The following is an 18810-nucleotide window of genomic DNA, read 5'->3' on the forward strand; positions in this document are numbered from 1 at the left end:
ACGGTTTTTCCCACACGTACGAACAAGTGGTCAATGAATCGCGCACGATCGTTCAAAAGCGATCGAACGTTCAACCGTCCACCCGAGTGCCGGGACGTCAGCCGCCGCAGTGGAAGCGGGCGTTCCCCCAGTCCGCGTGGTCGTTGCCGTTGCCGTCGCCGCCGTCGCCGACGACCAGGTCGACAAAGGACGCGCCCGTGACGTCGGCCGTCAGGGACCAGGCGGCGTCAGTCGCCCGCAGCACCGGTGACGCGGCCTTCTCCACGCCGTCCGCCGTGACGGTGAACCGCACGCTCCCCCGCGTGGCCTGGGCGTCGTCCACGCCCACCTCGGCGGTGAAGGCGGTGCACTTCCCGCCCAGGTGGTAGCGCACGGTCGCCGGAGCGTGGGTGCCCAGCCCCTTGGCGTACGCCACTCCCCCGATCCGCAGCGGGCCGCCGTCGCCCACCGCCGTCCCGCCGTTGGACATGTCCCGCTCGACGGGCCCCCAGCCGCTGCGGGCCGACGCCCAGTCCAGGTCGCTCGCCCAGGCGTCGGCGGTCGGCGGGGGCGGCAGGGTGCGGACGGACGTGGCGGCGGTGAGGCTCCGCTCCGTGCCGCCGAGCGCGTACGCGGCCGAGGACGTGAGCGCGTACGCCCGGTACGGCGCGTCCACCGGGGGCGTGACCTTCCAGGTGGCGGTGGCCTTGGCGCCGGGCGCGACCGCGCCCAGCGTGACGGGACCGGACGGCTCGGCGGTCCAGCCCTCCGGCAGGGCGAGCGTGACGGACGGGGTCACGGCGGTCGCCTCGTCGTTGCCGAAGGTCGCCGTGACGTCGTGTCCCCGCCCCGGCTCCAGGGGTTCGCCCGCGGCGAGGACGAGCGTGCCGCAGGCGGCGGGCCGGGCGGCCGGGCCGAGGTCGGTGACGGTGAACCGGTCGAGGACGACGTCGGCGCCGTCCGGGGCGTCCGCGCGCTTGCGCAGCCCCGTCCAGGTGTCGCCGCACCCGGCGGTCACGGTCTCGCCGAACCGCCCGGTGGTCCTCTGCGCCGGGATCGGCGTGCGGCGGGTCTCCGCCGAGGTGCCGTCGGCCCGGTCGTACCCGGTCACCCACTCGTACGCGCCCGCGTGGCTGGACTGGTAGTCGTACTCCACGCGGTAGCTGTGCCCGTCCTTCATCGGCACGGTCCACGGGGCGGTGCGGTAGACGAGGCCGGTGTTCTCGTCGTGGGCCTTGAGGGACTCGCGGCCCTCCAGGACGTCGTCGATCGCCTTCCCGTTCCAGCCCGCCTGCGTGTAGGGCGCGTGCAGTTGGCTCACGTGCGTACGGGGGTCGTTGGTCCCGCCCGCGTCGCCCTTCAGGAACGGTCCCCACCCCTGGTCGACGGCCTCGAAGTCCTCGTACACCACCGCGTCCTGCCGGGCAGCGGGGTCGTTGGCGACGATCCGTACGTCGTCGACGCGTACGGTCGCCGCGCTACCGCCCTCGGCGCGGATCGCGAGCGTGGCGCGGCCGTCGGCGGGTGCCGCGAAGTGGACCTTGGCACGCTGCATGCGTGTCCCGTGCCAGTCGGAGGCGGCGATCCGGTTCGGGACGGCCGAGCGGTCGACGGCGACGGAGGCGCCGCCGATGGACAGGGTCGTACGGCGCGTGGCGCCCGGCTGGACCTCGATCCAGGCGGAGGCGCTGTACCGCTCGCCGGGTGTGAGTCCCTCGATCCGCTGGGCAAGCCCGGCGGCCGCCGCCCCGGTCAGCGCGGCGCTGGTGCGGCCCTGCTCGTCGGTGTGGCGGGCGACCGCCCCGGTACGGGTCCAGGCGCCCAGCCGGGCGTCGTTGAAGCCGGGGTCGGCGACCGGGGTGCCCTCGCCCCAGCGCGGCTCGGGGAGCGGCGGGGCGGGTGTCCGGTCGGGGTAGAGGACGTACGCCTGCCCGGCGGTGGCCGTGAGGGTGATCCGGCCGTCCGGGGCGGGGCGTACGGTGCCGGTCTTCACGCGCCCGTTGTCGGTCAGCTTGTAGATCGTGTACGCGCCAGAGCCCGGCGGCACGGCCCAACTGGTACTGCCTCCGGCCGTGTTGTAGTGGTACAGCTTGCCCTGCCACGGGAGCAGATAGCGATCCCCGTCCAGGACCTTGCGGCCGTGCTCGTAGAAGGTGCGGCGGCCGTTCTCGACGGTGCCGCGTACGCCGCCGGTGAAGGTGATGTCGTCGCCGTTCCAGCGGAGGATCTTCTGCCGCTGGAGGTACTTGGCGGGCAGGTTCTTCTGCCAGACGTTCGCGGTGAAGGCGGTGAAGTCGGTCTCGCCGGTCCAGCCCTCGAAGTCCTCCAGGGCCGTCTGGCCGAGGACGGGGTGGTCGTTCCAGACGTCCTTCTCGCCGTTGCGGATGAAGCGGATGATCTTCGAGTTGAGGCCCTTGTTGGTGGCGCCCCCGTAGTCGAGGTCGTTGGCCCAGTGCGACCAGAGCGAGGCCCGCTCGAACTTGTCGGCCCACTCCGTGCCGACGTGCCACCCCTGCGCCTGCACGGCCTGGAGGGTCTTGTCGGCGATCCAGCCGTGTGTGTAGTACACGTCGATGTAGAGGAAGCTGAGGTTGCGGTCGGTCTCGTCGCGCAGCCGCTGGAAGCGGCGGGCCAGGTCGCCGCTGGTGACGTCGCGGCGCTGGTTGATGTAGTAGCTCTGGTTGAGCCAGTTCCAGCCGGGCTTCGTCTTGTCGACGAGGGTTTCGCTGAAGTGCCGGGCCTCCGGATACGACTCGGTGGCGTTGACGTGGACGCCGAAGGTGGCGCCCCACTTCTCTCCGGTGCGCAGCAGTGTGTTGAGGTCGTCGAGGCCGCCGGCGCGCTTGTTGTAGTTGCCGCCGTAGTCGGGGTGGGCCGAGTCGTGGCCCTCGGAGCCGTATCCCTTGAGGACCGCGAGCTGGCCGAGGCCGTCCGTGGCGAGCGAGACGCGCTTGACGTCGTCGAGGGTGCGGGCGAAGGGGTGGGTGGCCTGGCTGGCGAAGTTGAACGGGATGTGGGTGACCACCCGGTCGGGCGTCCGCTCGCTGCCGGGCGCCTTGATCCCGATCGTGCGGAAGGCGACGGCGCCGTCCTGCCAGTCGGTCCGGCCGTCGCCGTTGGCGTCCGGCGTGACGACGACCTTGGCCCAGGGAAGGCCGTCGCCGCTCTCGGGCCGGGGCGCGCCGTCGCCCCGGTAGGTCCACTGCCCGGACCACACGCCGACGCGTACGCCGCCGTCGCCCGCCGCCTCGCGGGCCTGGTGCCAGAAGCGGGCGTCGTCGCCGTTGGTGGGGCCGGAGGGCTTGTCGTAGCTGGAGTTGGACTCGACGGCGGCGGCGAGGGCGCCGGTGTTGACGAGGGCGTACGACGCCCCTTGGGGTGCCGCTTCCGCCCGTTCCGGCACGGGCGCGAACACATCGGCCGTACGCGTCGAGTCGGGGTCGAGGCGGGTGAACGCGGTGGCGGCGCCCGGTTCGGCCGCGCCGACCGAGACCAGGTCGTGCCCGGGTATCTCGATGGTCCCGACCCGGAAGGCGTCGGTGTCGCGGACGGCGGTCACCTTGAAGGTGGTGACGCGCCCGGAGACGGTGAGCGCGGCGTCGACCTCGACCCCCGGCAGCCCGCCGAAGCCGAGGGTGTAGCGGACGCCGGTGGCGGTGGCGACGGGGTCGGCCGCGAGCCGCACCGCGTACGCCGTGCCGTTCAGGGTGACGTGCGTGACCGGGCTCGTACTGCCGAGGAGCCGCGCCCCGCTCGCGCGGTCGGTGTACGACAGGACGCGGGGGAAGTCGCGGGCGACGGCGACGGTGAGCTGCGGGGATCCGATGAGCAGCGGCCCGTCGGGGATGGCGGGCGGCGGGGCGGCGGTGGCCGGGCCCGCCAGGGCGAACACGACGGAGGAGGCGGCGGCGAGGGCGCACACCGCACGGAATCGTGGCGACATGGCCACTGGCGTAACGGTCGCCTCGCGGCACCGTCAACGAAACGGACTCCGTGCGGCGACGCCAGTCCAACAACGCCCCCGGTTAATCCAAGTGCCGGGCCTCAGCCCTGCGCGGGAAAGAGGAAGAAGCCCTTCGCCGTGCTGATGTAGCCATACCCGGACTGCTTGGTGAACAGCGGGATGTTCTCCTCGGGCAGGCTCTTGGCGAGCACCTTCTTCGTGCGGCCGTCGACGGCGAGGAAGACCTCACCGACTCCGCCTTCCTGAAGCGTCCTGCCGTACAGCACCCCGCCGGGCGAGAAGCGCAGCGGCGTCATCGCGTTCTCACCCTCCTGCTGCTTCCACACCTCCTTGCCTGCGGCGGGCTGCCACACGGCGGTGCCCTCCTCCGTGGCGGCGGCGGCCAGGGTGTGGTCGGGGGAGAAGACGGACGTCCCCTTGGTGCTGATGGTGTCGCCGGGGAAGTCCTCGTACGCGTACGTCGTGGAGCCGCCGATCTGCTTGCCGGTCGCGATGTCGTACGTCGCCGTCACCATCGTGTCCAGCGTGAAGGCGCTCGCGCCCCAGGCGGTGAGAACGCGGCCGTCGCGCACGTCGAGCACCCTCACCGCACCGCTGGTCCGCTTCCCGTCCTCGTCCAGCTTCACGCCCGCGGGCGGGGTGACGTCCGCGGTGCTCCACACCTTCTTGCCGGTGACGAGGTCGGACATGACGATCTGTTCCGGATCGGTCTCGTAGGTCGTCGCGTTCTCCACGTGGAAGACGTGCTTGCCCGTGATCAGGGGGGCGTGGGCCTGCGCGCCGTCGATCTCCTTGGTACGCGGGTCGAAGGAGCAGCTCGCCTCCTTCCCCGGGCAGGTGACCTTGTGGACGGTCCCGCCGTCGATACGCGTGAGCTTCAGGCTCTCGTCGCCGTCCTGCTCGATGATGTGGCCCTCGTGGACGTGGAACGCGTCACCCTCGCGCTGGGCCTTGCCCAGCTCCTTGCCGTCGGCGCCGTAGACGGTGACCGTGGTGGTCGTCTTCTCGGCGCTCAGGCCGTCGGACTCGGTCGTGGCGCGGGTGAACACCGCGACCGCCGGGACGCCGTCGTGCCAGGTCGTGGCGGACACGCGCGCGGCCGGAACCGTGAGGGTCTTGCGCACCTCGCCGGTCTTCAGGTCCCGGAACTCGAGGGTGGCCGGCTCCTGGCCGTCACCGGAGTGCAGGATGCCGACCGTGCCGTCGACCGGAGCGTCCTCGTCCCCGCCCAGGGCGTACGTGCCTTGGGCGTCCTTGACGAACAGCAAGGTGTCGCCGAGGTCGATCGCTTCGGCACGCGGCAGGCTCCACGCCGGCTTCGCGGCGAGGCCGGGTATCGCCGGGCCGCTGTAGGCGGGCCCCTTGGGCGCGGCACTGGCGCTCGGAGCCGCCGAGCTGCCGTCCTTCGGCTTGGCGGTGGCGGTCTCCTCGCCGTCGGAGGAGCTGCAGCCCGTGACGAGCCCGAGCGACAGGAGGAGGCCGGTGGCCATCACTGTGTACTTGTTCATGTCCCCGTGAGTTTCAGCAGGCGATCTTGAAATGCTCACGGCAGCATAGGCCGCCTGGCCGGACGCGCGATCACGGAACCGCACTTGTCCCCGGTTTCGACGTCCGATTGACGGTTGATCACCTTCGCTGTCGACTGCCAGGATCGCCTGACGGAGTGACAGGCCGCCGCAGCGGCCGCTTGTCGAGCAACGGAGCAGGGGGCGCGGTCTTGAGGAGCAGCATGGGCTCGGGTGCGGCTGTGGTCGTGGCGCTGGCGGCCTTCGCCACCGGCTGCGGAGGCGGCGGCTCCGACACGGTCGCGGCGAAGCCGCCCGCGGCGGACAGCTCCGGAGCCGAAGCGGGCACGGGAGCGGGATCGACTCCGGGCAAGCCGGCGGTTGGCAAAGTGGACTTCGACACCGTCTTCACGACGGAGGAACGGTTCAAGCAGGCGCTGCCCGATCCGGCGTCGATGGCCGGGTGGACGCCGAAGAACGCGAGCGCGCGCATCGAGGAGTCGCCCAAGCCCGCGGCGGAGTGCGGCGCGGACACGCACTGGGACTGCACCAGCATCGCGCGCGGCGATGCCAACTTCGAGGCGTTCGGCGAGATGGCCCTCTTCGACCTCGTGGCGTATGCCGACAAGAAGGCCGCCCAGGACGCGTGCCGAAAGGAGAAGACCTGGTCGGCTGGGTACGCCAAGGCGGAGGTGGCTCCCGTCCCCGGGGTCGAGAGCCACGCGTACTACCGCAATGCCGGTGGCCTGGACGGTCTCAACCTGACCATGTGCCTGGGCACGGTCATCGCCCAGGTGAGGCTGGAAGGGGAGGGCAGCTCCCTGGACCCGGCCACCGCCCACTCCATGGCCCGGATGTTCGTCCCCCGGATCCAGAAGGCCGCCGCGGCTTCCTGAACCACGCTGAGGAGAACACGCCGGTATCAGAGGCCCAGCGCCTGCGCCGCCAGTTCCGTTCCGCGTACACGGGCCTCGATCTTGGCGAAGGCGAGGTCGCGCGAGGTGGAGCTGTCGTCCGCGAAGGGCGCGAAGCCGCAGTCGTCGCAGGTGCCCAGCTGGTCGACCGGAAGGTGGCGGGCCGCGAGCAGCACCCGGTCGCGTACCTCCTCCGGCGTCTCGACCCTCGGGTCGATCGGGTCCGTCACACCGACGAACACCCGGATGCCCGGGCGCAGTTGCTCGGCGATGATCCGGAGTACGCGCTCGGGGTCGGGCTCGCTCGCCAGCTGGACGTAGAAGTTCCCGGCCTTGAGCTGGAAGAGCTTGGGCAGCAGCTCCGCGTAGTCGATGTCGAGGCTGTGCGTGGAGTCCTGGTCGCCGCCCGGGCAGGTGTGGACGCCGATGCGGGCCCGCTCGTCCTCGGAGAACCGGCTCAGCACCACGTTGTTGAGCTCGATGAACTGGTCCAGCACCCCGCCACTCGGGTCCAGTTTGAGCGACAGCCGCCCTTCGGTGAAGTCGAGCTGTACGCCGTGGGCGCCCGCCTCCAGGCAGCCCCGGATGTCGGCCTCCGCCTCATCGGCGAGGTCGGACAGGAAGGCCTCGCGGGAGTAGCCGTCGATGCCGTCGCCCGGGTAGAGCAGGCTGAGGGCGGACGGCGCGATGACCGCCTGCTTGATCGGGTGGTCGGTGTGGTTCTGGGCGTTGCGCAGATAGGTGTCCGCGTGGACCTGGTAGCGGAACGGCCCGGCGGTCAGGTGGGGCAGCTGACGGGTGTGGCCGTCGGCGAAGGGGATGACGGCGCCGTCCGGGGCGAGACCGGGGAGCCCCGCGATCGGGTACGTGACGAAGCTCGGCTTGGACTGCTCGCCGTCGACGAGTACGGGGCAGCCGAGCTGCTCCAGCCGGGCGAGGGTGTCGGCGGTGGCCTGCTTCTGGAGTTTCGCCAGTTCCTCGTCGCCCAGCCGCCCTGCCGCGTGCTCGGCGAGGGCCTGCTGGAGGGCGCGCGGGCGGGGGATGCTGCCGATGGGCTCGGTGGGGATGCTCATGGCGCGGACCCTAGGAAGCGCCCCCTGTCCGATCAAGAAGCCGAGATCGCCCGGCCCTCGCGGCGGGGCGGTGATCGCCGCAGGTCACAGCAGCCGGGCGGGGTAACGGCCGATCACCCGTCGGGGTGACGGAAGTTCACTGGATCAGGGCCCGACGCGGGGCGGCGAATTGACCGGGCGGACTGGCGGACTACGTCCGGTCAGGCGAACGGATTGCCGTGGCCCGGCGGCCGCCCGCCCGGCGGCAGGTACCGCGACCGCCCGCCCGGCTCGGTCACCGGCGTGAACCCGGCCGCCTCCAGCTGGGCGGCGTACTTGGCCTTGTAGCGGCGGCTGCCGCGGAGCAGGACCGGAATGAGGAGCATCAGCACGACCCAGAGGACGCCGGCGACGACGAAGTCGGCCGCGTCCGCCCCGAACTCGAGGGCGAGGCTCAGGGCCGCCACGGTGAAGCCCACGCCGACGATCACCGTCAGCTGCTTCTCGGTGTACCTGGCGGCGAGGTCGAAGGTGATGCGGGCCCTGAGCAGCTCGACCGCATCGGGCACGAGGGGCGGCAGCGCGCCCCCGTCGGCGGCGTTCGGGTACCGCGCCCGGTTCCGCGCGGCACGTTCCCGGGCCTCGGGGCCGGGGTCGGGCACGAGCAGCATGACGAGCCCCTTTCCCTGTGGCCCACCGCCCTGCCGTGCGTCCGCGTACGCGTAACCGAACTGCTCGGCGATGAAGGCGAGTCGGGCGAGCTTCCTGCTCGACGCCATGGCGCTGGTGACCCGGACGGGCTCCCCGCTCGCCATCTGTCGCAACATCTTCCGCACGTGTCGCTTCTTCATCGGGACCCCCTCGTTTCCGGCGGACAGAGCTCAGGGAGCGATCGGCAGCTGCCGCTTGTGCTCGGTGAGTTCGTAGCGGCGGACGATGGCCGCGAAGGCGGCCTCGGAGACCGGCTTGCCCTCCAGGAAGTCGTCGATGTCGTCGTACGTGACGCCGAGCGCCTCCTCGTCCGGCAGGCCCGGCTTCAGGGTCTCCAGATCCGCGGTGGGGGTCTTCCACACCAGCGAGGCCGGGGCGCCCAGGGCCTCCGCGACGGCGCGGACGCGGCGCTTGGTGAGGCCGGTGAGCGGGACCACGTCGGCCGCGCCGTCGCCGAACTTGGTGAAGAACCCGGAGACCGCCTCGGCGGCGTGGTCCGTGCCGACCACCAGGCCGTCGTACGCGCCCGCGACCGCGTACTGGGCGATCATGCGCTGCCGGGCCTTGATGTTGCCGTGGACGAAGTCCTGGTGGTGCGCGTCGCGGAAGGCCGTGCCCCCGGCCAGCGAGGCCTCCAGCGCGGCGTCGCTGGCGGGCTTGACGTCGACGGTCAAGACCCGGTCGGCGCGGATGAAGTCGAGCGCCACCTGCGCGTCCTGCTCGTCGGCCTGGACGCCGTACGGCAGGCGCATCGCGTAGAACGTGGCGTCCTGCCCGGCGGCCCGCACCCGCTCGACCGCGAGCTGGCACAGGCGGCCCGCGGTCGTGGAGTCCACACCGCCGCTGATGCCCAGCACCAGGGAGCGCAGGCCCGTGGAGGTCAGCCGGCCGGCGAGGAAGGACACCCGCCGCTCGATCTCCTGCCGGGCGTCGAAGGACGCGCTCACCTGGAGGTCCTGGGCGATCTGCTGCTGGAGGGATATGGACGCCGGGTCGGTCACGGCTGCTCCTCGCGCGTACGTGTCTGGGTATGAGGGGACGGAAGCACTTTAGACCGGAACCCGCACCCCACGGGCTCGCCGGGGTCCGCTCCCCCACGCCCCGGGTGGACGGCCCGGTCCTCACACCCCCTGGGCCTTGCGGGCCAGGAGCTGCACCTCCTGGAACTGCCGCCGGTCGGTGGGCTGCGGCTCGCACACCATCCGGGCCACCTCCATCAGCCCCGCCGTGCGCAGGAGCGCGGCGAGATGATCGGGCGACCACCGATAGGCCGGTGCCACCGCGTGATCGAAGACCTGGGTCGGGCGGGACGGGTCTTCGGTCGCCGAGAAGCCGATCAGCAGGTGGCCGCCGGGCACCAGCACGCGGTGGAACTCCCTCAGGATCGCGGGGACTTCCTCCGGCGGCGTGTGGATGAGGGACCAACGGGAGAGTACGCCGCCCAGTTCGCCGTCGGGGATGTCCAGCGCGGCCATCGAGCCCACCTCGAACCGCAGGCCCGGATGGGCCCGCCGCGCCAGCTCGATCATCGCCGGAGAGGCGTCGACGCCGAACGCCGCCAGCCCCTGATCGGCCAGGTACGCGGTGACGTGGCCGGGCCCGCACCCGAGGTCCGCGACCTCACCGGCTCCGCCCGCCGTGACGACCTCGGCGAAGGCACCCAGGATCGCGCGGTCCAGCGGCCTGTCGCGGAGCGAGTCGCGGAACAACTCCGCGTAGGTGGCGGCAGCGGCGTCGTAGGCCGCGCGGGTGGCGCTGAGAGCATCGTGTTCGACCATGGTCGCCGACAGTACGGGGAGAGCCGCGCGCAGCGCTCACAGACCGCCGCAGCCGCCGCCTCCGCAGCCGGCGTCTCCACCGCACCCACCGCCTGGGCCGTGCCCCCCGTCGCCCCCGCCCCCCGTGGAGGAGGAGTCCCTGTAGTCATGGGTGCCGAGGATGCCCACGTAGAGCCATGAGCAGAACGCGAGACCCGCCATGACCATCGCGAACCCGGAGAGCGGCGCCCAGGGGACCGCGAAGGCCGCGACGATGGTGGCCACCGCCGTGGCGGTGATCACCGAGGCACCGACTATCCGCCGCCGTCGCATACCGCACCCCCCGAGCCGGTGGCCCCCACGTGCTCCGGTCCTACCCTGCGCCTGACCAGGGAACACCGGCGTCCGGTTGCCCGGCCCGCCGCGGTGCGGTCAGTCGCCTCCACAGCCGCTTCCGCAACTGCTCCCACAGGAGCTACCGGCGTCGCCGTCCGCGCCGCCGCGCTCCCACCAGCTTTCGGACCGGCTGGAGCGGTACGCGTGCGACCGCAGTGCGGCCAGCGCGGCGGGGTCCTCCTCCCCGAGCGCCGCGCGGAGCAGGTCGCCGCAGTACGCCCGCAGCCGTAGCAGCCCGGGGCGGGGGTCGCCGTCCGGCCAGGCGAAGGCCGTCAGGGTGGCCAGCCCCCACAGCGGGATCCAGGCGAAGATCCACCACCCGCCGTCGCCGAGCCACGGCACCGGGGCACTCACCGCCAAGGCGTGCAATCCCATGCCGAGCATCAGGACGAAGGCCGCCACGCCCACCGGGATACGGCTGCTGTCCGTCATCCGGCCGATCCGCGCCTCGTGGGGAATCCGCCGTACGGCCTCCTCCCGCAGCCGCCGGTAACCGGCGAACTCCGGGTCCGCCTCGCGCACCTCGTACAGCTTGGTACCGGAGGGCCGCGCGCCGATCGCGTCCCGCAGCGCTTCCAGGGCCGCCCGGCCCGTACCGCTGTCGACGGCGGGCGCCGGCTCACCCGTCGGCAGGATCAGCCCGTCGGCGTCGACCCGTACCGCGCGGCCGGCGAGCAGGAGGCGTACCGCGAGGGCGTCGACATCGCGCGGGTCGGCGAGGTGGGCGGCCTGCACCAGGTTGGGGCGGGAGGCGATGACCTCGTCCACGACCTGCCGGTCGGTGCGCAGGCGTACGAGCCGGCACACGAGAAAGCCGGTATGGACCAGGCCGAAGAGTCCCAGCCAGAGAAGTGCGACCCGTACGCCTTCGCTCATACCGGCCCCCCCGGCCTCCGCCTTCCCCGGCGCCGCGCCGGGTCAGGCCGAGTATCGGGGGCGGGGGTACCGGTCACAAGGTGCTCGGGACACCCGGAAGCGTTTCGTCAGAACCCTCCCCCGCCGAAGTCGCCGCCGCCGAAGCCGCCACCGCCGCCCCAGTCGCCGCCACCACCGCCGAAGTCTCCGGCGCTGAAGTCGGCGCCGGAGAAGTCGCCGCCCTCGTACCCGCTGAACTCGCCGCCGCCGTACTCCGACGCGTACGCCGGGGTGGACAGCATCGAGCCGAGCATGGTGCCCATCAGCAGGCCGGGCAGCAGGCCGCCGCCGAAGTAGCCGCCCGCCCAGGGGCCGTAGGCCGGGCCGGCCTCCCAGTAGGGGCGGCGGCCGTAACCGGTGTCGACGGTGCGGGCCATCGGCTCCTCGCCCTCCGCGAGGCGTGCCGCGTCCGCCGCGCAGACCGGCACCTCGCGGACCGCGCCGCCGGCGGGGGCCCACGGGGCCTCGGTGGCCGCCGGGCCGTGGCGCGGGTCGAAGAAGCAGGGTGCCCGCCGCTCGGGAAGCGGGCGGCCCTCGCGGCGGGCGGCGAGGACGGCCAGCGCGAAGCGGCCGTCCTCGAGGGCCTCGGTCACGCCCCGGACGTCATGGGGGTGCCGGGCCTGGCCCATCTGGGACTTGGCCTTGTCGTACGCGTCGAGGGCGTGCTCGTAGTCGGCGCGCATCGCGTCGTCGGCGCCGGGCTCGGCCGGGTGGAAGTCGAGCCGGTCCAGCTCCTCGCCGAAGGCGGTGATGTCCTCGTCCACGACGACCCGCATCCGCTCCAGCGCCTCGCGCTCCTCGGCCTCGCGCCGGAGCCGCCTGCGCCGTACGACCGTGAAGGCGGTGGCGCCACCGGCCGCGGCGACCGCACCGAGGGTGATCAGCCCGCCGACGGGCACGCCGTCACCGGGGACGCCTTCCCAGGCGCCGGGGGCGGAGCCCCGGGCCAGTGGGAGGGCCTGGTCGACGAAGTTGTTCAGCTGGGTCGCGGCGTCCGCGCCGGGCTGGCGCACCGCGCTCACGATGTTGCCCACGGCCTGGTTCGACATCACGGCCCGGTCGGCCCCGGCGGCGAACGCGTCACCGAGGCGTACCGCGTACACACCGGTGATGCCGGTCTCGGCGCGCAGGTTGCGCAGCAGGTTCTCGCGGGGGAACTCTGCGCTCGCGGGGAGCACGGCCACGAAAATCGGTTTGTCGGCGTTCTCGATGCGCTCCGCCAGCGCGTCCGCCTCGGCGGGCGGGAGCTGGTCGGACGCTGCGGGGTGGACGTACACCGGCCCCTTCTTCAAGGCGGCCGCGGCGTCCTCCAGGCCCGTGGCCGCGCCCGCCGAGGGGGCGAAGGCCATGAGCAGTATCAGTGCCAGCCCCGCCAGGGCCGACAAGAAGGGGAACGGCCTGGTCCTCATACCATCGACGCTACCCGAACGCACACAAATGGGACATAGGTTCGTGTGAGAAAGGTCCGTCTTCACGGCTTCGAGGCCGGGACGGCCAAGGTGGCAGGATGGCTCACCATGGACATCCGCAGCAGGAACAACGTGTCGATCACCGGGCCCGCCGACAGGCCGGCGGTGGTGCTGGCGCACGGCTTCGGCTGCGACCAGAACATGTGGCGGCTGGTGACGCCCGCCCTGCAGGAACGTTTCCGCGTGGTGCTCTTCGACTACGTCGGCTCTGGTGAGTCCGACCTGGCGGCCTGGAGCCCGGAGCGGTACGGAACGCTCGACGGCTACGCCGAGGACGTCCTGGACGTGTGCCGGGAATTGGACCTGCGCGACGCGGTCTTCGTCGGCCACTCGGTCAGCGCCATGGTCGGCGTCCTGGCCGCCGCCAAGGAGCCGGAGCGGTTCTCCCGGCTCGTCCTGGTGACGCCGTCGCCCTGCTACGTCGACGACGAGGGCTACCGCGGCGGCTTCAGCCGCCAGGACATCGACGAGCTGCTGGAGGCCCTGGAGGCCAACTACCTCGGCTGGTCGACCACCATGGCCCCGGTGATCATGGGCAACCCCGACCGCCCCGAGCTGGGCGAGGAGCTCACCAACAGCTTCTGCCGCACCGACCCGGAGATCGCCCGCGTCTTCGCCCGCACCACCTTCCTGACCGACAGCCGGGCCGACCTCGCCACCGTGCGAGTGCCGACCCTGATCCTGGAGTGCGCCCAGGACGTGATCGCCCCGCGGGAGGTGGGCGCGTACGTCCACGCCGCGATCCCGGGCAGCCGGCTCGTCACGCTGGACGCCACCGGGCACTGTCCGCAGCTGAGCGCCCCGCAGGCCACCGCCCACGCCATCCTCGCCTTCCTCGGGGACGACGTGTGACGGCCCATGCCCCGCACGGCCCCCGGCCCCCGGGCGAGCGGCACGAGACGGACGCGCCGGTCTTCGCCGCGCTGCTGGAGGACAGCGTCGAGGACCTGTACGAGAACGCTCCGTGCGGCTACCTCTCCACGCTCATGGACGGCACGGTCGCGAAGGTCAACGCCACGCTGCTGGGCTGGCTGGGCCACCGCCGCGAGGACCTGGTGGGGCGCCGGACCTTCTCCGACCTGCTCACGGTCGGCGGCAAGCTGTACCACGAGACGCACTTCGCCCCGCTGCTGCACCTCCAGGGCGAGGTGCGCGGCATCGCGCTGGAGATGCGGACCGCGGACGGCGGACGGCTGCCCGTGTTGGTGACCTCCACCGTGAAGCGGGACGCCGCGGGCGAGCCCCTGCTGATCCGCACCACCGTCATCGACGCCCGCGACCGGCGCTCGTACGAGGAGGAGCTCCTGCGCGGCCGCCAGGCGGCCGAGGAGGCCCGCCGCCAGGCCGAGCAGGACCGCAAGCGCCTCCAGGACGTCCTCGCCACGCTGCAGCGCAGCCTGCTGCCGCCCGCCCTGCCCACGGTGCCCGGCCTCGAATCCGCCGCGCACTACCACACCGCATCGCCGGACCACCTGGGCGGCGACTTCTACGACCTGTTCGCCCTCGGCGGCGGGCGCTGGGGCTTCTTCCTCGGCGACGTGTGCGGCAAGGGCCCCGAGGCCGCGGCCGTGACCTCGCTGGCGCGCTACACCCTGCGGGCCGCCGCGATGAACGACCCGGACCCGCAGGCGGTGCTGCGGACCCTCAACACCGTGCTGGCCGACCAGTACACGGGGGGCGACCCGCGCTACTGCACCGCGATCTTCGGCGTCCTCGACCCCCGGGGGCCGGACGGCGACGCGACCGGCGCGGACGGCGCGCACGGCTTCGAGGTCACGCTCGCCAGTGGCGGACACCCGTCGGCCCTGGTGCTGCGCGGCGAGGGCGGGGCCGCGTACCTGCCGACGCCGGGCGGCGTCCTCATCGGCATCCTGCCCGACGCCCCGATCTCCGTGGCCCGCGCGTCCCTCGCGCCGGGCGACACCCTGGTCCTCTACACCGACGGACTCACCGAGGCGCGGACCGGCACGGGACGCTACGGTGATGACGCCCTCCTCGGCTTCGCCGCCCGTCTGGCACCCTGTGGCGCCGAAGCGACCGTCAAGGCGCTCGCCGACCTCCTCGACGGCTTCGGCGAGGGCCTGGACGACGACACCGCCGTCCTCGCGCTCGGCGCCCCCGCCCTCGGCAGCCCCTCCCCCGACCCCCTCACCACGACGACACCATGCTGACGATCACCACCACGCGCACGCCCGCCGCGACCGTGCTCCACATCGACGGCGACCTGGACTTCCGCACGACCCCCCAGTTCCGTGACGCCCTGGGGGACGTGGCCCTCGACCGCGGGCAGCGGCTCGTGCTGGACCTGGCCGGCCTGCGGTTCTGCGACTCCAGCGGCATCACCGCCTTCCTCGCCGCGCGCCACCACGCCGCGGCGGCGGGGGCGGACGTGGCCCTCACCGCCGTACCGGACAACACGGTGCGCGTCCTGCGCATCGTGGGCCTCGACCAGGTCCTGGCGATCGAGGAGCCCCTGACAGAGGCGGACAGGCCCTAGTCCGTGGGCTCGACGCCCGCCCGCAGCAGGCCGTACGTGTACGCGTCCTCCAGCGCCTGCCAGGACGCGGCGATGACGTTCTCGCCGACGCCGACCGTCGACCACTCACCGGCGCCGTCGCTCGTGGTGATCAGGACGCGGGTCGTCGACTGCGTACCGTGCACGCCCTCCAGGATGCGGACCTTGTAGTCCACCAGCTCCAGCTTGGCGAGCTGCGGGTAGATCCGCTCCAGCCCGGCGCGCATGGCCAGGTCCAGGGCGTTGACCGGGCCGTTGCCCTCGGCGGTGGTGACGATGCGCTCGCCCTTGGCCCACAGCTTCACGGTGGCCTCGTTGGCGTGGGTGCCGTCGGGGCGGTCCTCGACGATCGCGCGCCACGACTCCGTACGGAAGTAGCGCCGGGACCTGCCCTCGACCTCCGCGCGCAGCAGCAGCTCGAAGGAGGCGTCGGCCGCCTCGTACGTGTAGCCCTTGAGCTCGCGCTCCTTGACGCGCTCGACGACCCGGCCGACCAGCTCGCGGTCGCCGCCGAGGTCGATGCCGAGCTCCTTGCCCTTGAGCTCGATGGAGGCGCGGCCGGCCATGTCGGAGACGAGCATCCGCATGGTGTTGCCGACCAGCTCGGGGTCGATGTGCTGGTAGAGGTCCGGGTCGACCTTGATGGCGGAGGCGTGGAGGCCGGCCTTGTGGGCGAAGGCGGAGAGACCGACGTACGGCTGGTGGGTGGAGGGGGTCAGGTTGACCACCTCGGCGATGGCGTGCGAGATGCGGGTCATCTCGCGCAGGGAGCCCTCGGGGAGGACCTTGCGGCCGTACTTCAGCTCCAGCGCGGCGACGACCGGGAAGAGGTTGGCGTTGCCGACGCGCTCGCCGTAGCCGTTGGCGGTGCACTGGACGTGGGTGGCGCCCGCGTCGACGGCGGCGAGGGTGTTGGCGACGGCGCAGCCGGTGTCGTCCTGGGCGTGGATGCCGAGGCGGGCGCCGGTGTCGGCGTGGACGGTGGAGACGACGGCCTGGATCTGGGCGGGGAGCATGCCGCCGTTGGTGTCGCAGAGGACGACGACGTCGGCGCCGGCCTCGTACGCGGCGCGGACGACCGCCTTGGCGTAGGCGGGGTTCTCGCGGTAGCCGTCGAAGAAGTGCTCGCAGTCGACGAAGACGCGGCGGCCCTGCTCGCGCAGGTGGGAGACGGTGTCGGCGACCATCGCGAGGTTCTCGTCCAGCGTGGTGCGCAGAGCCAGCTCGACATGACGGTCGTGCGACTTGGCGACCAGCGTGATCACCGGGGCGCCGGACTCCAGGAGCGCCTTGACCTGCGGGTCCTCGGCGGCGGTGGTGCCGGCGCGGCGGGTGGCGCCGAAGGCGACGAGCTGCGCGTGCTTCAGGCGCAGCTCGCTCGCGGCGCGGGCGAAGAACTCGGTGTCGCGGGGGTTGGCGCCGGGCCAGCCGCCCTCGATGAAGCCCACGCCGAAGTCGTCCAGGTGCCGGGCGATGGTCAGCTTGTCGGCGACGGTGAGGTTGATCCCCTCACGCTGGGCGCCGTCGCGCAGCGTGGTGTCGAAGACATGGAAACTGTCGTCGACCGGGCTCGCGTCGGCGGAATGGCTGTCGGTCTCCGTGGTCATGACGGTGATGGCTCCTGTTGGATACGGCTCCGGACGTTTAGCTCCACTGCCCCCATCGTCGCGCGCCGCTCGCTTCCGCCGGGGGTAGGTGCCGGAAAACGAAAAAACCTCTCGCGGGTGCGAGAGGTCTGCGCGCGGGTCTGGGGCATGGTGTCCACTGCCGCGGGGATTCTTCCGCGATTCAGCGGTCACTGCGGACCGGCGCGCTGCTGCCCATAATCATGGTGGTAGCAAGCACCCGGGCAGTTTGCCACAGATGGCACGACCGGTGGGCGCGGGTCTCACGATGCGGTCGACACGGACATGCGGTCGATGCGTGGACCCGCCCCCCTCTCGCGGTCATGGTCCGGGGGTCACGGTATGAGGCTGTCCTCGAGGAACTCCCGGACGTGGTCGAGCACCTGCGCCCGCCCCGTGCCCGGGATGCCCACGGCGACGTGCACGCTGAACCCGTCCAGCAGCGCGCGCAGCCGCGCCGCGTACCGGTCCGGGTCGACGGGCCGCAGCTCGCCGCGCGAGACGCCCTCGGCGAGCAGCGCCACCAGGTCGCGGTGCCAGGCCCCCTCGATGGCGGCCTGGCGCGCGCGGGCGTCGTCGTCGGCGTTCTGCGACCGGTTCCACACCTCCAGCCACAGCGTCCAGTGCGGGTCGCGCGGCCCGTCGGGCACGTACAGGTCGACGTACGCCGCGAGCCGCTCCCGCACCGGGGCCGACTGGCGCGAGAGCAGCGCGCTGCGCTCGGCGCCGAGCCGGCCCTCGCTCCACTCCAGGGTCTGGAGCAGCAGCTCGTCCTTGGTGCGGAAGTAGTAGAGCAGGTGCCCGCTGCTCATCCCGACTTCGCGCCCCAGCCCCGCCATGGTGAGCCCTTCGAGCCCGCGCTCGGCGATGGTCTCCATGGCGGCGGCGAGCACCTCCTCGCGCGGCGGCGCGGCGTTGCGGCCTCGCCGCCGCGTACCGGAGGTGACCTGGGGCGCCTGGGGTTCGTTCACTCGTACGTTGTACCCGATCCCGCTCAGACCTTGGGCTGCTGCTGGGTGATGCAGTGGATGCCGCCGCCGCCCGCGAAGATCGCGCGGGCGTCGACCAGCGTGACCGTGCGGTCCGGGAAGAGGCGGCGGAAGATGCCGGCCGCTATCTCGTCGCGCGGGTCGTCGAAGGCGCACAGCACCACGCCGCCGTTGCAGATGTAGTGGTTGATGTAGGAGTAGTCGACCCACTCGCCGTCCTCCTGGAGGACGGTCGGCGCGGGGATCTCGACGACCTCCAGGCGGCGGCCCTTGGCGTCGGTCTGGTTGCGCAGCAGTTCGACGTTGGCCTTGCACAGCTCGTGGTCCGGGTGGGCCGGGTCGGGCTGGGTGTGGACGACGACCGTGCCGGGGCGGGCGAAGGCGGCGACGATGTCGACGTGGCCGCGGGTGCCGTACATGCCGTAGTCACCGGTCAGGCCGCGCGGCAGCCAGATCGCCTTGGTGGTGCCGAGCTTGGCGTGGATCTCCGCCTCGACCTGCTCGCGGGTCCACTCCGGGTTGCGCTCGGGGCCGAGCTGCACCGTGTCGGTGAGGAGGACGGTGCCCTCGCCGTCGACGTGGATGGCGCCGCCCTCGTTGACGAGCGGGCTGCTGTGCACCGGCACGCCGGCGATGTCCGCGACATGGCGGGCGATCTTGGAGTCGTGCTCCCAGCGCGCCCAGTCGGCGGCGCCCCAGCCGTTGAAGACCCAGTCCACGGCGGCGAGCTGCTCGCCGTCGGTGACGAAGGTGGGGCCGATGTCGCGCATCCAGGCGTCGTCCAGGTCGCGCTCGACGAGGTCGATGTCCGGGCCGAGGAGCGCGCGGGCGGACTCCTCCTGGCCGGGGCCGTGCACCACGGTGACCGGCTCGAAGCGGCGTACGGCGCGGGCGACCGACGCCCAGGCGCGGCGCGCCTCCGCCAGCTCCTCGTCGTTGGTGAAGGTCGGGTTGGGGCCGGGCCAGGCCATCCAGGTGCGCTCGTGCGGGGCCCATTCGGCGGGCATGCGGAACATCGT

Annotated in this window: 16 protein-coding genes; 4 read left to right on the forward strand and 12 right to left on the reverse strand. The window is 72.6% G+C overall.

The window, feature by feature from the left end:
- Positions 1-97 precede the first annotated feature (97 nt).
- Positions 98-3922 (reverse strand): endo-alpha-N-acetylgalactosaminidase family protein, encoded by a 3825-nt coding sequence (locus AC07FJ_RS09935; RefSeq protein WP_479047219.1) that lies wholly within the window; start codon positions 3920-3922, stop codon positions 98-100.
- Between the two features lie 101 nt (positions 3923-4023).
- Positions 4024-5451: a hypothetical protein gene (locus tag AC07FJ_RS09940; RefSeq protein WP_479047222.1), complete on the reverse strand. Its 1428-nt coding sequence runs from the start codon at positions 5449-5451 to the stop codon at positions 4024-4026.
- 221 nt (positions 5452-5672) lie between these two features.
- Here AC07FJ_RS09940 and AC07FJ_RS09945 point away from each other — a divergent pair, with 221 nt between their 5' ends.
- Positions 5673-6344, forward strand: coding sequence for a hypothetical protein (locus tag AC07FJ_RS09945; RefSeq protein ID WP_479047224.1), 672 nt, complete (start codon positions 5673-5675; stop codon positions 6342-6344).
- 26 nt (positions 6345-6370) lie between these two features.
- Here the strand turns inward: AC07FJ_RS09945 and AC07FJ_RS09950 are convergent, their stop codons facing one another.
- The 7 genes from AC07FJ_RS09950 to AC07FJ_RS09980 form a co-directional block, all read right to left on the reverse strand.
- Positions 6371-7435, reverse strand: a complete 1065-nt coding sequence (locus tag AC07FJ_RS09950; protein ID WP_479047226.1) for a cobalamin-independent methionine synthase II family protein — start codon at positions 7433-7435, stop codon at positions 6371-6373.
- 200 nt (positions 7436-7635) lie between these two features.
- Positions 7636-8265, reverse strand: a complete 630-nt coding sequence (locus tag AC07FJ_RS09955; protein ID WP_479047228.1) for a hypothetical protein — start codon at positions 8263-8265, stop codon at positions 7636-7638.
- Positions 8266-8295: 30 nt separating this feature from the next.
- A complete protein-coding gene (gene nadE, locus AC07FJ_RS09960) occupies positions 8296-9126 on the reverse strand; it encodes an ammonia-dependent NAD(+) synthetase (protein WP_479047231.1) in 831 nt (276 codons plus the stop codon).
- Between the two features lie 120 nt (positions 9127-9246).
- The gene (locus tag AC07FJ_RS09965) at positions 9247-9903 is read right to left on the reverse strand and encodes a class I SAM-dependent methyltransferase (RefSeq protein ID WP_479047233.1); all 657 of its coding nucleotides are present in this window, start codon (positions 9901-9903) and stop codon (positions 9247-9249) included.
- 36 nt (positions 9904-9939) lie between these two features.
- Positions 9940-10185, reverse strand: a complete 246-nt coding sequence (locus AC07FJ_RS09970) for a hypothetical protein (RefSeq protein WP_479047236.1) — start codon at positions 10183-10185, stop codon at positions 9940-9942.
- Between the two features lie 129 nt (positions 10186-10314).
- A complete protein-coding gene (locus AC07FJ_RS09975) occupies positions 10315-11154 on the reverse strand; it encodes a hypothetical protein (protein ID WP_479047238.1) in 840 nt (279 codons plus the stop codon).
- Between the two features lie 107 nt (positions 11155-11261).
- Positions 11262-12602 (reverse strand): hypothetical protein, encoded by a 1341-nt coding sequence (locus AC07FJ_RS09980; RefSeq protein WP_479047241.1) that lies wholly within the window; start codon positions 12600-12602, stop codon positions 11262-11264.
- Positions 12603-12710: 108 nt separating this feature from the next.
- Here AC07FJ_RS09980 and AC07FJ_RS09985 point away from each other — a divergent pair, with 108 nt between their 5' ends.
- From AC07FJ_RS09985 to AC07FJ_RS09995, 3 genes are read left to right on the forward strand one after another with little or no spacing between them, the layout of a single operon-like run.
- Positions 12711-13514: an alpha/beta fold hydrolase gene (locus AC07FJ_RS09985; RefSeq protein ID WP_479047244.1), complete on the forward strand. Its 804-nt coding sequence runs from the start codon at positions 12711-12713 to the stop codon at positions 13512-13514.
- On the forward strand, positions 13511-14833 hold the full coding sequence (locus AC07FJ_RS09990) for a PP2C family protein-serine/threonine phosphatase (protein ID WP_479047247.1): 1323 nt from the start codon (positions 13511-13513) through the stop codon (positions 14831-14833). The genes AC07FJ_RS09985 and AC07FJ_RS09990 overlap by 4 nt, the downstream gene beginning before the upstream one ends.
- On the forward strand, positions 14827-15159 hold the full coding sequence (locus AC07FJ_RS09995; RefSeq protein WP_479047250.1) for an STAS domain-containing protein: 333 nt from the start codon (positions 14827-14829) through the stop codon (positions 15157-15159). The genes AC07FJ_RS09990 and AC07FJ_RS09995 overlap by 7 nt, the downstream gene beginning before the upstream one ends.
- Here AC07FJ_RS09995 and cimA read toward each other — a convergent pair.
- From cimA to AC07FJ_RS10010, 3 genes are all read right to left on the reverse strand, one after another.
- Positions 15156-16784 (reverse strand): citramalate synthase, encoded by a 1629-nt coding sequence (gene cimA, locus AC07FJ_RS10000; RefSeq protein ID WP_361418551.1) that lies wholly within the window; start codon positions 16782-16784, stop codon positions 15156-15158. The genes AC07FJ_RS09995 and cimA overlap by 4 nt on opposite strands.
- A gap of 353 nt (positions 16785-17137) precedes the next feature.
- Positions 17138-17680: a TetR/AcrR family transcriptional regulator gene (locus AC07FJ_RS10005; protein ID WP_479048289.1), complete on the reverse strand. Its 543-nt coding sequence runs from the start codon at positions 17678-17680 to the stop codon at positions 17138-17140.
- Positions 17681-17796: 116 nt separating this feature from the next.
- A complete protein-coding gene (locus tag AC07FJ_RS10010; protein ID WP_361418554.1) occupies positions 17797-18807 on the reverse strand; it encodes an agmatine deiminase family protein in 1011 nt (336 codons plus the stop codon).
- Positions 18808-18810: the final 3 nt, after the last annotated feature.

Source organism: Streptomyces sp. NPDC045998, from assembly GCF_056430285.1.